The organism is Zafaria cholistanensis (genome assembly GCF_008580665.1).
GTDB lineage: Bacteria > Actinomycetota > Actinomycetes > Actinomycetales > Micrococcaceae > Zafaria > Zafaria cholistanensis.
In genome coordinates, this window is record NZ_BKDJ01000020.1 from 1 (window position 1) to 14,237 (window position 14,237).

Genomic DNA, 14,237 nt, shown 5'->3' on the forward strand with positions numbered 1-14,237 from the left:
GCGGCCGCTGACCGTCCCGGCATGGCGGCGGGCCGCCCTCCTTGCGGAGGGCGGCCCGCCGCCATGCCGGGTGCCTTTCGTGCTGCGCGCCTCAGTCCCTGAGCGAATCGACCACCAGCGCAGCCAGCTCGTAGGCCGCGTCGCGGGTCGCCGGCTGCAGCAGGGACAGGTCCACGCGCGAGCCCTCGGCCAGGTGCGGGTCGTAGGGCAGGCGCACCACGTGGGCGGCGCGGGTGCGGAAGTGGGCCTCGATCTCGCCGACGTTCACCGCCCGTCCGTTGTGCAGGGACTGGTTGATGACCACGATCGCCCGGGCGGCCAGGTCCTCGCGCCCGTGTGCCTCCAGCCAGGACAGGGTTTCGGAGGCCAACCGGGCCTCGTCGACGCTGGCCCCGGACACCAGCACCACCGCATGCGCCTTCTCCAGCGTCCCCTTCATGACCGAATGGACCATCCCGGTTCCCGAATCCGTCAGCACGATCGAGTAGTACTTGGAAAGCAGGTCGGTGACGGCCCGGTAGTCCGCGTCATCGAAGGCCAGCGCGACGTGCGGATCCGGGTCGGAGGCGAGCACGTCCAGCCGGGAGCCCTCGCGGGCGGCGTAGCTGGAGAGCTTGGTAAAGGAGTCCACCATGAACCGGTTCTGCACCAGCTGGCGGGCGGTGTGCCGGGCCTTGCCGGGAGAGCGGTCGCTGAGCGTGCCGCGGTCCGGGTTCGCGTCCAGGGCGATCACCCGGTCCTCGCGCCCCTGGGCCAGGGCCATGCCCAGCAGCGTGGTCACCGTAGTTTTGCCGACCCCGCCCTTGCGGGAGAGCACCGGCACGTAACGGGTCCCCTCCCCCAGCGGCACGGCAATGCGATGAGCGGTGACGCGCCGCAGCCGCTCGGCGTCGGAGTCCCCCACGTTGACCCTGCCCAGGGTCGCCCGGTAGAGCCACAGCCGCCACCCTCCCGCCGGCGGCCGGACCCGCGGCTCCAGCAGCCGGTCGGCGGTCAGCGCGGCCGCCGGCTCGGGCACTTCCGCCGCGGCCGGGGCCGGAGCCGGGGCCGGAGCCGGGGCCGGAGCCGGACCGGCGCCGGAGGATTCGGTGCGGGCCCGGGCGGCGGCCTCGCGGGCCGGGAACTCGGTGGATCTTGTGGACGGGCCGCGGCCGGAACGCGAGCCCTCCGGCTCCCAGGTGGCAATTTCGGGAGCACCGGCCGCAGCGACGTCGTACGCCGGCTCCTGCGCTGGAGGTGACGGCGGCAATGGGGGCAACGGCGGCTCCGCCGGCCGTTCCGCGTATGGCCCGCCACCTTCCGGGGTCTCCTCCGAGACGTGGGCGAAGGCGTCGTCCACCGAAGCCCCCAACGCCTCCAACGGATCCAACGGATCCCCGGAACCGGGGCCGGTCGTCCCGGCCGGCTTCGGTGTCCGCTCAGGGACGGCAGGGGGGCCGCTCAGCGGTTCCTCCGGCGTGGTGCTCTCTTGGCTCATCTGGTTCCCCTCGTGTTGGTCCCCCCGGTCGATCGAGGATGGCATCCGACCATGTCAAGCATCACACTAGCGCACTGGTCAAGGCCGGAAAGGGAACCCGCCGCCGGGGCCCGGAACGCCAAGGGGGCGGGCGCACCGGGATGCGCCCGCCCCCTTGGCACGGGTGGTTGCCGGTCAGGACCGGCCCCAGTTCGGAACCACACGGCCCGGATCCACGCGGCCCGGATCAATGCGGTCCGGGCCTATCGTGGTCCGAACCTGCCGTTGTTCCACTCAGGAGTTGTTCCGCTCAGGAATTGTCCGGGTCGATGACCACCAGCAGGTCTCCGCCCTGGACTTGGGCGGTGCCGGTGATGGCGATGCGGGAGACGGTGCCGGCGACGGGGGTGGTGATGCCGGCCTCCATCTTCATGGCCTCGATGGTCGCGATCGTGGCTCCGGCCTCGACACGGTCCCCGGCCTTGACGGTGGCGGTGACCGCTCCGGCGAAAGGCGCGGCGACGTGGCCGGGGTTGGACGCGTCGGCCTTTTCGGCGGACTTCACGGTGGATTCGACGTTGCGGTCCCTGACCGTGATGGTGCGTCCCTGCCCGTTGAGCGTGCACATGACGGTGCGCATGCCCTTCTCGTCGGGGTCGGAGATGGCCTGCAGGGTGGCCAGCAGGCGCACGCCCTTGCCCAGCGGGATCACGTGTTCGTGGTTCTTGCGCATCCCGTAGAGGTAGTCGCGGGTGTGCAGGATGGACACGTCCCCGTACTCGGCGACCGTCTTCTCGTAGTCCTTGGTCGGGCCCGGGAAGAGCAGCCGGTTCAGGGTTTTCCGGCGGGTGGCCGAATCCGCCGCCAGGGCGGCGGAGTCCTCCTGGGAGAGTTCCTCCACGTGCGGGCGCACGGTGCGTCCGGCCAGGGCCTTGGTGCGGAAGGGCTCGGGCCAGCCGCCGGCCGGGTCGCCGAGTTCGCCGGAGAGGAACTGGATGACCGAGTCCGGGATGTCGAACGCGGCCGGGTTGGCCTCGAACTCGTCCGGGTCCACGTTCATGCCCACCAGTTGCAGGGCCAGGTCCCCGACCACCTTGGAGGAGGGGGTGACCTTGGTGGGACGTCCCAGGATGCGGTTGGCCGCGGTATACATGTCCTCGATCGCCTCGAACCTCTCGCCCAGGCCGAGCGCGATCGCCTGCTGGCGCAGGTTGGACAGCTGCCCGCCCGGGATCTCGTGCCGGTAGACCCGGCCGGTGGGCCCGGCCAGGCCGGACTCGAAGGGTGCGTACATCGCCCGCACGGCCTCCCAGTAGGGCTCCATCGCGGCGGCGGCCTCGAGTTCGATGCCGGTGTCGCGCTCGGTGTTGGCCAGGGCCGCGACCAGCGCCGAGGACGAGGGCTGGGAGGTGGTCCCGGCCATCGAGGCCGCGGCGACGTCGACCGCGTCCACGCCCGCGTCCACGGCCGCCAGCAGGGTGGCCAGCTGGCCGCCGGCGGTGTCGTGGGTGTGCAGGTGCACCGGCAGGTCGAAGCGCTCACGCAGCGCGGTGACCAGGATCTTGGCCGCGGCCGGGCGCAGCAGGCCCGCCATGTCCTTGATCGCCAAGATGTGCGCGCCGGCATCAACGATCCGCTGCGCCAGGTCCAGGTAGTAGTCGAGGGTGTAGATGTCCTCGGCCGGGTCCAAAAGGTTCCCGGAGTAGCACAGGGCGACCTCGGCCACGGCGGTGCCGGTGTTCCGGACGGCCTGGATGGCCGGGGCCATCTGGGAGACGTCGTTGAGCGCGTCGAAGATGCGGAAGATGTCGATGCCGGTGGCGGCTGCCTCCTTCACGAACGCGTCGGTGACCTCGGTCGGGTACGGGGTGTAGCCGACCGTGTTGCGTCCGCGCAGCAGCATCTGCAGCGGAATGTTCGGCAGGGCCCGGCGCAGCAGCGCCAGCCGCTGCCACGGGTCTTCCCCGAGGAAGCGCAGCGCGACGTCGTAGGTCGCACCTCCCCAAACCTCCATAGAGAACAGTTGGGGCAGCGTGTGCGCGTAGGCCGGGGCTGCCGCGAGCAGGTCCCGGGTGCGCACCCGGGTGGCCAGCAGCGACTGGTGCGCGTCGCGGAACGTGGTGTCCGTGACCGCCACCGCCCTCTGTTCGCGCAGGGCCTTCGCGAAGCCTTCCGGGCCCAGCTCCAGCAGGCGCTGGCGCCACCCCGAGGCCGGGGCGACTTCGACGGGCTCGTCGAACGGGGACCGGAACGGCTCCTGGCGCTTGTCCCCCGGGAAGGAGGGCAGCTTCTCGCGCGGGTCCAGGCCCTCCCGGCGGGGGCCGTTGGGCCGGTTCACCGTCACGTCCGCCAGGAAGGACAGCGCCTTGGTGCCGCGGTCCTGGGACCGGTTTCCCACCAGCAGGTCGGGCCGGGAGTCAATGAAGTCGGTGGCCACGTCCCCGGCGATGAACTGCGGGTCATCGAGCACGTTCATGAGGAACGGGATGTTGGTAGCGACCCCGCGCACCCGGAATTCGGCCAGCGCGCGCCGGGCCCGGCGCACGGCCATCTCATAGTCCCGGCCGCGGCAGGTCAGCTTGACCAGCATCGAGTCGAAGTGCGGGGACACCTCCGCGCCGGCGTAGATGGTGCCGCCGTCCAGGCGCACCCCGGACCCGCCCGCGGAGCGGTACACCGTGATGGTTCCCACGTCCGGGCGGAACCCGTTGGCCGGGTCCTCGGTGGTGATGCGGCACTGCAGCGCCGCCCCGCGGATGCGCAGCTCCTCCTGGCGGATGCCCAAATCCTCCAGGGTCTCCCCGGCCGCGATACGCATCTGCGCCGAGACCAGGTCCACGTCCGTGATCTCCTCGGTAACCGTGTGCTCGACCTGGATGCGCGGGTTCATCTCGATGAACACGTGCTGGCCGGCCCGCTCGCCCACGGTGTCCACCAGGAACTCCACGGTGCCGGCGTTCTGGTAGTTCAAAGCCTTGGCGAACTTCACCGCGTCCGCGTACAGGGCCTGGCGGATATTCTCGTCCAGGTTGGGGGCCGGAGCGATTTCGATGACCTTCTGGTGCCGGCGCTGCAGCGAACAATCCCGCTCGAACAGGTGCACCACATTCCCGGAACCGTCCGCCAGGATCTGCACCTCGATGTGCCGCGGACGCAAAACCGCCTGCTCCAAAAACACCGTCGGGTCCCCAAACGCGGTCCCGGCCTCGCGCATCGCCGCGGCCAGGGCCTCCGGCAGCGCCTCGCGGGTGTCCACCCGGCGCATGCCGCGCCCGCCGCCACCGGCGACGGCCTTGACGAAGATCGGGAACCCGATCTTGTCCGCCTCCGCGATCAGCCACTCGACGTCATCGCTCGGTTCCGAGGAGGCCAGCACCGGAATCCCGGCCGCGCGGGCCGCCTTCAAAGCGGCCACCTTGTTTCCGGCCAGCTCCAACACCTCCGGGGGAGGTCCGATGAACGCGATGCCGGCCCCGGCCGCCGCACGGGCCAGATCCGGGTTCTCCGACAGGAACCCGTAGCCGGGATAGATCGCATCCGCGCCCGATTCCTTGGCAACCCGGACAATCTCATCGACGTCCAGGTACGCCCGGATCGGGTGCCCTTCCTCACCGATCAGGTACGCCTCGTCGGCCTTCTGCCGGTGGATGGAATTGCGGTCCTCATGGGGATAGACGGCTACCGTCTTGGCCCCGAGTTCGTACCCGGCTCGAAATGCACGAATGGCGATCTCGCCACGGTTGGCCACCAGGATCTTGGAAAACATGGTGCTCCTGCGAAGTGTTTGTGGACAGGACGGCGCAAGGATTCCTCTTGGCGGAAGGTCATCATTGACGCCAGGCGCTGCGGGTCACGCTCGGCCTTGGGCTTCAATGTACCGTGACCGAGCCCACAGCCCTAACACATTTCGTCGTCTTCCGGAACATGAAAGACAGCCCCTCACATGGGCGGCCGCATGCCACGCGGGAGGTGCGCCGCGGCCCGGACCCCGCGTGGCACAGGAGGGGCGCGCGTGCGCACTATGATATTTCGGGGAGCCGTGACAGGTAGCAACACAGATAAGGGCGTGATCCGTTCCGTGCAGGTAGTGAGCATCAGCAGCCTCAAAGGTGGCGTGGGCAAGACCTCGGTAACGCTGGGACTGGCTTCCGCTGCCCTGGCCGCCGGCATTCCAACCCTGGTGGTGGACCTGGACCCGCACGCGGACGCCAGCACCGGGCTGGGCGTGCGCCCGGAAGGCCGCACGGACATCGGGCACCTGCTCAAGAATGCCCGCCGCGGGGACATTGAGGCCGATGCGGCACCCAGCTCCTGGCTTTCGCGGGCGGCGGGCGACGCCTCCCTGACCCGGCCGCCCGTGCTGGATGTCGCCTTTGGGGCCGCCTTCACCGGCATCTACGACCGCCCCGACCTCCGGGCACGGGACCTGCGCCGGCTGTCCGCGCTGCTCTCCCGCACCTCCATCTACTCGCTGGTGCTGATCGACTGCCCGCCCTCGCTCAACGGCCTGACCCGCATGGCCTGGACCGCCAGCAACCGGGTGCTCCTGGTGGCCGAGCCGAGCCTGTTCTCGGTGGCCGGCACCGAACGCACCATGCGGGCCCTTGACCTGTTCCGCACGGAGTTCGCCCCGGAGCTGGCCACCGCCGGCGTCGTGGCCAACCGCTATCGTCCCGCATCGGCCGAACACCGGTACCGGCTCGATGAGATGCGGAGCATGTTTGGCACCTCGCTGCTCTCCCCCGTGATCGCCGAGCAGGCGAACTGGCAGCAGATCCAGGGCGCGGCTTACGCCGTGCACCACTGGCCCGGCGAGGCCGCACGCACCGCGGCCTCCCACTTCGACGACCTGCTGCGCAACGTCACCGATTCGGGCAAGCTGCGCAGCCGCGCATCCCACTAGCCGGAAAAGCCGGTCCTTGCCCGGCACCGTCACGGCGGCCCGGGTGGGGGCGCAACGACCGGCGGGACTGCAATCAACTGGACAGCAAGCCACGGCACAGCAAAAAACGGCGGGTGCGGCACCGTACGGTGCCGCACCCGCCGTTGGCTCAGGAGGGGTCAGCTGGCGGACTTCTTGGCCACGCGACGCCGGCCGAGCTCGTCCTCCGGGTACGCGTCCTCGGCGTGCTCGCTCGGCAACTGGGCCAGGCTGCCCTCGACCTCGCGCCAGACGCGCCCGACGGCGATCCCGAAAACGCCCTGGCCGCCCTGGACCAGGTCGATGACCTCGTCGGCTGAGGTGCACTCGTAGACCGACGCGCCGTCGCTCATGAGGGTGATCTGGGCCAGGTCCTCGATGCCGCGCTCACGCAGGTGGCCGACGGCGGCGCGGATCTGCTGCAGGGAGACCCCGGTATCCAGCAGGCGCTTGACGACCTTGAGGACCAGGATGTCCCGGAAGCTGTACAGGCGCTGGGAACCGGAGCCCTTCGCGCCACGTACCGCGGGTTCGACCAACCCGGTGCGGGCCCAATAGTCGAGCTGCCGGTAGGTGATCCCTGCCGCCTTGCAGACGATGGGGCCGCGGTAGCCCGCACCCTCGTCCAGCACGGGCAGGTCTTCGGTGAACAGCAACCCTTGGGTGCTGCCGCTGGCGGTCGGCCCAGTGGCCGGCGATTCGCGCTGATCACGGATGTGAGTCACGTGAACCCTCCTTGTTGAAGCTCCCCCGAAGGGGCGGGGCCGGCCCGGGCGCCCAGCGACGCCGAACGGGCGTATCCGTCCAGTGTGCCAAGGCGGCGTCCGATCAGGCAATGGGAAACCTACTTCTTCGACGGTACGGCCCGGGTGCCCCCTCGTCAAAGACCTTCAACATTTGGGCCGGGGCGTGTCGCCGGGATGTCACCGGCCTGTCACCTACTTATCGAAGTCCTCCGGCTCGACCTCGGCGAGGAACTCGCGGAACTCGCGCAGTTCAGCCTCTTCCCCCTCGCTGGAGCCGCCATCCTCGCTGACCAGCACGCCGGCGTCGTCGAGGACCTCGTCCGCGCACAGCAGCGGGCACCCCACGCGCAGGGCCAGCGCCACCGCGTCGGAGGCGCGGGCGTCCACCTCCACGCCGCCCTCGAAGGCGAGCTGGGCGTAGAAGACGGTTTCGCGCACGGAGACGAGGCGGGCCTCCAGCAGCGGGCGTCCCAGGGCCTTGATGACGGAGGCGAGGAGGTCGTGCGTCATCGGGCGCGGCGGCTGGATGCCCTGCTGGCTCATCGCGATCGCCGAGGCCTCGGGCGCCCCGATCCAGATTGGCAGGTGGCGCGGGCCCTCAGCCTCCTTGAGCAGCACCAGCGGCTGGTTCGATGGCAACTCGATACGCACACCGACAACTTCGAGTTTCCGCATGCTACGGCCCTCCTACGGACCTAGTGGTCCAATCGTGCGAGTGCGCCCTGGACGAGCGCGCTGTGCAACGCCAGGCAGGCGTCGCTGATTTCGCGGGCGGCCTCGGCCGCCCGGGCGCGCGAGGAAACGTCCTTGCGCGTTGCCAGCGGAGCCACCGCCCGTTCCACGAGGCCGAGTTCGCGGTCCGCCGCGGCCCGGAAGGCCCGCAGGTGCCGCGGCTCGATTCCGTGCGCGGCCAGCTTGGCGCTGGCCGCCGCCACCCGGGTGGCCGCCTCGTCGAAGCGCTCCTCGCGTTCGGCGATCAGGCCGAAAGCCAGCAGCTCGTCGATCAGTGCCGCCGAGGCTCCGGTGGCGCCCTGGAGCTCCGCCTTGGTCAGGGCACGGGTGTGGCCTGCCAGTTCCTGGGCCAGCTCGTCGGTGACCCCGCGCGGGGCCAGCGAGAGGCCGCCGGGCAGCTGCTCGGGGCGCTCCCCCCGGTCCACGGCATCGAGGTAGTCCTTGATAACCCTCAGGGGCAGGTACTGGTCCCGCTGCAGGGCCAGCACGAAGCGCAGCCGCTCGATGTCCCCGGCCGTGTACTTGCGGTAGCCGGCGGCCGTGCGCTGCGGGCTGATCAGGCCCTTTTCCTCAAGGAAACGGATCTTGGACGCGGTGATCTGGGGGAAGTCCCCGGACAGCTCGGACAGCACCTCCCCAATGTTCAGCACCGGCCGGCGGGAGGGCTCGCTCGCCGCCCCGGCCGTCCGGTGGGCGTTGGCGGAGGCAACCACGACTGCTCCCGTCAGCCCTGCTGCGGTGCGTCCGCCTGACGGACACCGGCGTAGAAGGTGAGGCGGAACTTGCCGATCCGGACCTCGGAGCCGTTGCGCAGGCGCACGGAGTCGACCCGGTCCTGGTTCACGTAGGTGCCGTTGAGGCTGCCCGCGTCGACCACCTCGAATCCGCCCTCAACGCGGCGGAACTCGGCGTGCTTGCGGGAAACGGTGACGTCGTCGAGGAAGATGTCGGCCTCCGGGTGGCGCCCGGCCGTGGTGATGTCCTGGTCGAGCAGGAAGCGCGCTCCGGCGTTGGGGCCGGCGTGGGCGATCAGGAGGGCGGAACCGACCGGAAGCGCGGCCACCGCGGCCAGCTCCTCGGGGGCCAGCGCCGTTTCGACGACCGGGCCGCCAACCAACGGAGGCAGGCTGATGCTCGTGGTTTCCGCAGCAGACTCTTGCCGCCCGGACTCGAGGTCCGAGCCGTATTCCCCCGCCATTTAATGTCCTCCCCTAGGAATCGGTGTTCTACTTCACCGGACGGTGTCCGGATCCTGCGCCGCGGCACGTGCCAAAAGCGCGGTTTCGTCCAGATTAGCCTACCCGTTGCCCAAGGTTCGCGGGGGGTTGCGGGGCAGGTCGTGCCGGGCGGATCGGGAAAGCCGGACGGGAAGGGACGTCCCGGCCCCTGGCGCGGTGTGGCGGGCTGTTCCCCCACCGCCGGATGAAGTCCCCACCGGTTCGCTGAAGGACCCGCCCGAGCCCGCAAATACCGCCGGGACCCGGCCGGAACCGCAAGTGCCCTCACGCCAAAAATGTCCGTAAACCAAAAGGAGCCCCGGACCTTGCGGTCCGGGGCTCCGGTGGTCGGGCTAGCGGGATTCGAACCCACGACCTCCTGACCCCCAGTCAGGCGCGCTACCAAGCTGCGCCATAGCCCGAAGATTTTCGCAGCCGTTCTCCCCGGGGTTTCCCCCACGGTTCCGTCTGCGAAAAGCTCCTTGGATACTCTACAACACTTTTCGGGCTACTTTTGACGCGACCGCTTTTCGCGGATGCGCATGCTCACTTCGATGGGGGTTCCTTCGAATCCGAACGTCTCGCGCAGGCGGCGGGTGATGAAACGGCGGTAGCCCGGATCCAGGAATCCGGTGGTGAAAAGCACGAAGCGCGGCGGGCGCGTCGACGCCTGCGTGCCAAAGAGGATCCGTGGCTGCTTGCCGCCGCGCACCGGGTGCGGGTGGGCGGCCACGAGCTCGCCGAGGAACGCGTTGAGCTTGCCCGTGGGGATGCGCTTGTCCCAGGACTCCAGGGCCCGGTCCAGGGCCGGAACCAGCTTGTCCTTGTGCCAGCCGGTCTTCGCCGAGATGTTCACGCGCGGGGCCCACTCGACGTGGGCCAGGTCCTGCTCGATCTCGCGCTCCAGGTACCGGCGACGGTCCTCGTCCAGCAGGTCCCACTTGTTGAACGCGAGCACCAGCGCGCGCCCGGAGTCGATCGTCATCTGGAGGATGCGCACGTCCTGCTCGGACAGGACCTCGTCGACGGCCAGGAGCACGACGGCGACCTCCGCCTTGTCCAGCGCGCTCTGCGTGCGCAGGGAGGCGTAGTAGTCGGCGCCCTGCGCCATGTGCTGGCGACGGCGGATGCCGGCGGTGTCCACGAAGCGCCAGGTGCGCCCGCCCAGCTCGATCAGTTCGTCGACGGGGTCACGGGTGGTTCCGGCGAAGTTGTCCACGACCACGCGCTCGGAGCCGGCCAGCTTGTTCAGCAGCGAGGACTTGCCCACGTTCGGGCGGCCGATCAGGGCCACGCGGCGGGGGCCGCCGCGCGGGACCAGGCCGCCGGCGGCGGAGAACTCGGGCAGCTTTTCCATGACGTCGTCGAGCAGGTCCGCGGTGCCGCGGCCATGCAGCGCGGAGACCGGGTACGGCTGGCCGAAGCCCAGGCTCCACAGCGAAGCGGCGTCGGCCTCCTGGGCAATGTCGTCGACCTTGTTGGCCACCAGGAAGACCGGCTTCTTCTTGCGGCGCAGCATCCGCACGACCGCCTCGTCGGTGGCGGTGGCGCCCACCGCGGAGTCCACCACGAAGACGATCGCGTCCGCGGCGTCCGCGGCGATCTCGGCCTGCTCGGCGACGCGGGCATGGATGCCCTTGGCGTCGTGCTCCCATCCGCCGGTGTCGACCACGGTGAACTCCCGGCCCATCCATTCGGCGGAGTAGGACACGCGGTCGCGGGTCACGCCGGGGACGTCCTCGACGACGGCCTCGCGGCGGCCGAGGATGCGGTTCACCAGCGTGGACTTGCCGACGTTGGGGCGGCCGATGATGGCCAGCACGGGAGGAACCCGGTCGTCTTCCTCCTCCAGCTCGTCCTCGTCGCGCTGGGCGAGCAACCGGGCGTCGTCCTCGTCGAGGTCGTAGTCCTCAAGTCCTGCCAGCAGCGAGGCGGCGCGCTGTTCGGCCTCCTCGTCGGTAATCGTGCCAAGCCTTTCGGCGATGTGGTCCTCGCCCTGGGGGACGTATTCGTCGCCCTCGCCTGCGTAGGCGGCGCTATCGCTCATGGTCAGGGATTCCTTTGTTCGCCGCTCCCGCAGGACGCGGAAGCACTTTCAATTGAAGCACGGGGCCCTCGGCCCCGGCGTGCCGTCCACCCCGGGCAGTCCCGGGGCCGACGGCGGGAGGTCAGGCGCTGACGGCCTGCGCCGCGACAGCGGCCAGCACGGCCTGGACGGTCTGTTCGAAGTCCAGGTCCGAGGAGTCGACGGTGGCTACGCCGTCTGAGGCTTCGTGGAAGCTGCTCACGGTGGCGTCCTTCGCGTCGCGGGCGACGACCTGGCGCTGCAGGTCCGCCGCGGACTGCGTGCCGCCAAGCTGCAGGCCGCGTCGGCGCAGCCGGGCCTCCTCGCTGGCGGTGAGCAGGATGCGGGCGTGGGCGTCGGGGGCGACAACGGTGGTGATGTCCCGCCCCTCGGCAACGATGCGGCCGGCAGCGTCGATGATCTCGCGCTGGCGGCGCGCCAGCTCGGCGCGCGCCTCCAGGTTGGTGGCCACGGCGGAGACGGCCTCGGAGACGAACGGCTCGCGGATGGCCGCGGTCACGTCAGTGCCGTGGATGCGCACCTCCTCGTGGTCCGGGTCCGTGCTGATGAAGAGGTCGGCCACGCGCACTGCGGCCGCCACGGCCCCGGCGTCGTGCAGGTCGGTTCCGGCGTCCAGGCAGTGCCACGTCACGGCGCGGTACATGGCCCCGGTGTCGAGGTACCGGGCGCCCAGCCGGCGGGCGGCCTCCTTGGAGACGGAGGACTTGCCGCTGCCCGAGGGGCCGTCGACGGCGACGACGAGCTTTTCCAAAGTCACTGAACTACCTTCCAGCCGATGTTGGTCAGGGAGTCGATGAGCTCCTGGCGCCGCCCGGGCACCACGGAGACTTCGACCATGCCGACCTGGTGGCCGGCGGAGTGTTCCATGCGCAGGTCCTCGACGTTGACCCCGGCCGCGCCGATGTCCGCGAGCAGCCGCGCAATCTGGCCCGGTTTGTCGTCGACCAGCACGGTCACGACGCCGAACGCCTGCGGCGGGGCCCCGTGCTTGCCCGGGATGCGGGCCCGCCCGGCGTTGCCCTCGGCCATCAGCTCGGCCAGGTCCAGCAGGGCCCCGGGGGCGGAGGGCGCCTCCAGGGTACCGATGAGCCGGTCGAGGTCCTCGCGCATCCCGTGCAGGATGCCCACCAGCTGGGGGGCATTGTGGCTGAGGATCTGGATCCACAGCTTCGGGTCCGACGCCGCGATGCGCGTGGTGTCCCGCAGCCCGTTGCCGGCCAGCGAGAGCGCATGGGACGGCGCGTTGAGCAGCCGCGAGGCGATCAGCGAGGCGGCCACCTGCGGGAAGTGGGAGACCAGCGCCACGGAAGCGTCGTGCTCCAGCGCATCCATCCGGCTGACCGTGGCCCCCAGGTCGATGCCCAGGTCCATGGCGGTGCGCACGCTCTCCTCGTCCGCGTCCGGGTGGGCGCAGACGACCCACGGCATGGACGTGAACAGCTCGCCGCGGGCGGCGGCGGGGCCGGATTTCTCCCGCCCCGCCATCGGATGCGTGCCCACGTAGCGGCGCAGCTGGTCCGGACCGAGGTCCGGGTCCGAGCGCAGCGCGGCCAGGATCGAGGACTTCACGCTGGCGATGTCGACGACGGTAGCCTCCGGATGCTCGCGCAGGGCCCGGGACACGACGGCGGCGGTCACGTCCGGCGGGGCGGCCACCACGACCAGTTGCGGAAAAAGCTGCTCCCCCGGGGCCAGGATGGTGCCGGCGCCAATGTCCTGGGCAACGCCCTGGGCGGTGGGCGAGGGGTCCGACAGCCGCACCTCAAGCCCGCGCTGGCGCAGGCCCAGGCCGATGCTGGCGCCCAACAGCCCGGTGCCGACGACCAGCACCGGGCCCATCAGGTGGGTTGCGGCCATCGGCTACATCCCCACCGAGGCGAGCAGGTGGCCGACCTCCTGGTGGCCGAGCGGCCGCAGGGTGCCCTGCTTCTGGTCGCCGAGGCTGATCGGGCCGAACTTCACCCGGACCAGGCGCAGGACGGGGTGGCCGACCGCGTCGAACAGGCGGCGGACGATGCGGTTGCGCCCGGAGTGCAGGACGACCTCGACAAGCACGTGCCCGGGGGTCGAGTCGACGAGCTTGAAGGAGTCGACGTGGGCCCAGCCGTCATCCAGGCGGATGCCCTTCTTCAGTTCGGCGCCGACGCCGTGCGCCATCGGCCCGCGCACCTGGACCAGGTAGGTCTTGGGCACCTCGTAGGAGGGGTGGGTCAGGCGGTTGGCCAGTTCGCCGTCGTTGGTCAGCAGCAACAGGCCCTCGGTGGCGTAGTCCAGCCGGCCGACGTGGAAGAGCCGTTCCGTGGAGTGCCTCTTTTTGAGGAAGTCGGCGATGCACTTGCGGCCCTCCGGGTCCTCCATGGTGGAGACGACATTGCGGGGCTTGTTGAAGACGAAGTACTTCAGGGCCTCGTTGAGCTGGACGCGCATGCCGTCGACATGGAGGACGTCCACGGCCGGGTCGATGCGTACCCCGAGTTCGGTCACGATCTGTCCGTTGACCTCCACGCGGCCCTCGGCGATCATCTCCTCGCACACCCGGCGCGATGCGACCCCGGCATTGGCCAGCACCTTCTGCAGGCGCACGCCGTCCTGCTCGGAGGGATTCTGCTCCTGCGCCTGGCGGGCCGCGCGGACCGCCTTGGGCCCGTTCACGCGCACCGGGCCGAGGTTGCGCCCGAACCGCTCTCCACCGAAAGCGGCGGGGCCGCGGTTGGTGGCCTTCTTGGCGCCACCCTTGGGCGCGCCCTTCTTGGCGCCCGGCTTGCCGGATCCCGCCTTGCCGGCTGCGGGCTTTCCGGATCCTGCCTTGCCGGCGGCGGGCTTGCCGTAGCCCGGCTTGCCCTCTGAAGCGCCGTAGCCCTTTCCGGCGGGCTTGCCCGTGCCGGAGGTGCCGCGGCCGGCGCCCTGGCCGCCTGGCTGGCCCGCACCGGCCTTGCCGCGGCCGGCGGACTGGCCGCGCTGGCCGCCGGACTGGCCCGCGCCGGCGTTGCCGCGGCCGGCGCCCTGGCCGTGCGCTCCGCGGCGCTGGTCGCCGTGGCCGGAGCCGGAACGGGATCCCTGAGTCATGTGACGTCCTTCT

Annotated in this window: 11 protein-coding genes and 1 tRNA gene; 1 reads left to right on the plus strand and 11 read right to left on the minus strand. The window is 70.6% G+C overall.

The window, feature by feature from the left end; translation table 11 throughout:
• Positions 1 to 91: 91 nt before the first annotated feature.
• Both NCCP_RS13805 and NCCP_RS13810 read right to left on the minus strand, forming a co-directional pair.
• A complete protein-coding gene (locus tag NCCP_RS13805) occupies positions 92 to 1,477 on the minus strand; it encodes a MinD/ParA family ATP-binding protein (RefSeq protein ID WP_149957871.1) in 1,386 nt (461 codons plus the stop codon).
• Between the two features lie 289 nt (positions 1,478 to 1,766).
• Positions 1,767 to 5,222, minus strand: coding sequence for a pyruvate carboxylase (locus tag NCCP_RS13810; protein WP_149957872.1), 3,456 nt, complete (start codon positions 5,220 to 5,222; stop codon positions 1,767 to 1,769).
• 321 nt (positions 5,223 to 5,543) lie between these two features.
• Between NCCP_RS13810 and NCCP_RS13815 the strand changes: the two genes are divergently transcribed.
• A complete protein-coding gene (locus NCCP_RS13815) occupies positions 5,544 to 6,359 on the plus strand; it encodes a ParA family protein (RefSeq protein WP_414727734.1) in 816 nt (271 codons plus the stop codon).
• A gap of 158 nt (positions 6,360 to 6,517) precedes the next feature.
• Here the strand turns inward: NCCP_RS13815 and NCCP_RS13820 are convergent, their stop codons facing one another.
• From NCCP_RS13820 to NCCP_RS13860, 9 genes are all read right to left on the minus strand, one after another.
• A complete protein-coding gene (locus NCCP_RS13820; protein WP_172627415.1) occupies positions 6,518 to 7,093 on the minus strand; it encodes a MerR family transcriptional regulator in 576 nt (191 codons plus the stop codon).
• 222 nt (positions 7,094 to 7,315) lie between these two features.
• On the minus strand, positions 7,316 to 7,798 hold the full coding sequence (locus tag NCCP_RS13825) for a bifunctional nuclease family protein (protein WP_149957874.1): 483 nt from the start codon (positions 7,796 to 7,798) through the stop codon (positions 7,316 to 7,318).
• Positions 7,799 to 7,818: 20 nt separating this feature from the next.
• Entirely contained in the window at positions 7,819 to 8,568 is a 750-nt protein-coding gene (gene ftsR / locus NCCP_RS13830; protein ID WP_414727735.1) for a transcriptional regulator FtsR, read from the minus strand.
• 11 nt (positions 8,569 to 8,579) lie between these two features.
• Positions 8,580 to 9,053: an FHA domain-containing protein gene (locus NCCP_RS13835; RefSeq protein ID WP_149957875.1), complete on the minus strand. Its 474-nt coding sequence runs from the start codon at positions 9,051 to 9,053 to the stop codon at positions 8,580 to 8,582.
• A gap of 364 nt (positions 9,054 to 9,417) precedes the next feature.
• A tRNA-Pro gene (locus tag NCCP_RS13840) sits at positions 9,418 to 9,494 on the minus strand.
• A gap of 86 nt (positions 9,495 to 9,580) precedes the next feature.
• The gene (gene der, locus NCCP_RS13845; protein ID WP_149957876.1) at positions 9,581 to 11,119 is read right to left on the minus strand and encodes a ribosome biogenesis GTPase Der; all 1,539 of its coding nucleotides are present in this window, start codon (positions 11,117 to 11,119) and stop codon (positions 9,581 to 9,583) included.
• A 121-nt stretch (positions 11,120 to 11,240) separates the two neighbouring features.
• Positions 11,241 to 11,915, minus strand: coding sequence for a (d)CMP kinase (gene cmk, locus NCCP_RS13850; RefSeq protein WP_414727736.1), 675 nt, complete (start codon positions 11,913 to 11,915; stop codon positions 11,241 to 11,243).
• Positions 11,912 to 13,015, minus strand: a complete 1,104-nt coding sequence (locus NCCP_RS13855) for a prephenate dehydrogenase (RefSeq protein WP_149957877.1) — start codon at positions 13,013 to 13,015, stop codon at positions 11,912 to 11,914. The genes cmk and NCCP_RS13855 overlap by 4 nt, the downstream gene beginning before the upstream one ends.
• Before the next feature lie 3 nt (positions 13,016 to 13,018).
• The gene (locus NCCP_RS13860) at positions 13,019 to 14,224 is read right to left on the minus strand and encodes a pseudouridine synthase (protein WP_149957878.1); all 1,206 of its coding nucleotides are present in this window, start codon (positions 14,222 to 14,224) and stop codon (positions 13,019 to 13,021) included.
• Positions 14,225 to 14,237 lie beyond the last annotated feature (13 nt).

What these genes read in the sequence shown, in the direction of transcription:
- NCCP_RS13805 (WP_149957871.1), bottom strand. Translation starts at nt 1,477, where the DNA reads ATGAGCCAAGAGAGCACCACGCCGGAGGAACCGCTGAGCGGCCCCCCT.
- NCCP_RS13810 (WP_149957872.1), bottom strand. Translation starts at nt 5,222, where the DNA reads ATGTTTTCCAAGATCCTGGTGGCCAACCGTGGCGAGATCGCCATTCGT.
- NCCP_RS13825 (WP_149957874.1), bottom strand. Translation starts at nt 7,798, where the DNA reads ATGCGGAAACTCGAAGTTGTCGGTGTGCGTATCGAGTTGCCATCGAAC.
- NCCP_RS13835 (WP_149957875.1), bottom strand. Translation starts at nt 9,053, where the DNA reads ATGGCGGGGGAATACGGCTCGGACCTCGAGTCCGGGCGGCAAGAGTCT.
- der (WP_149957876.1), bottom strand. Translation starts at nt 11,119, where the DNA reads ATGAGCGATAGCGCCGCCTACGCAGGCGAGGGCGACGAATACGTCCCC.
- NCCP_RS13855 (WP_149957877.1), bottom strand. Translation starts at nt 13,015, where the DNA reads ATGGCCGCAACCCACCTGATGGGCCCGGTGCTGGTCGTCGGCACCGGG.
- NCCP_RS13860 (WP_149957878.1), bottom strand. Translation starts at nt 14,224, where the DNA reads ATGACTCAGGGATCCCGTTCCGGCTCCGGCCACGGCGACCAGCGCCGC.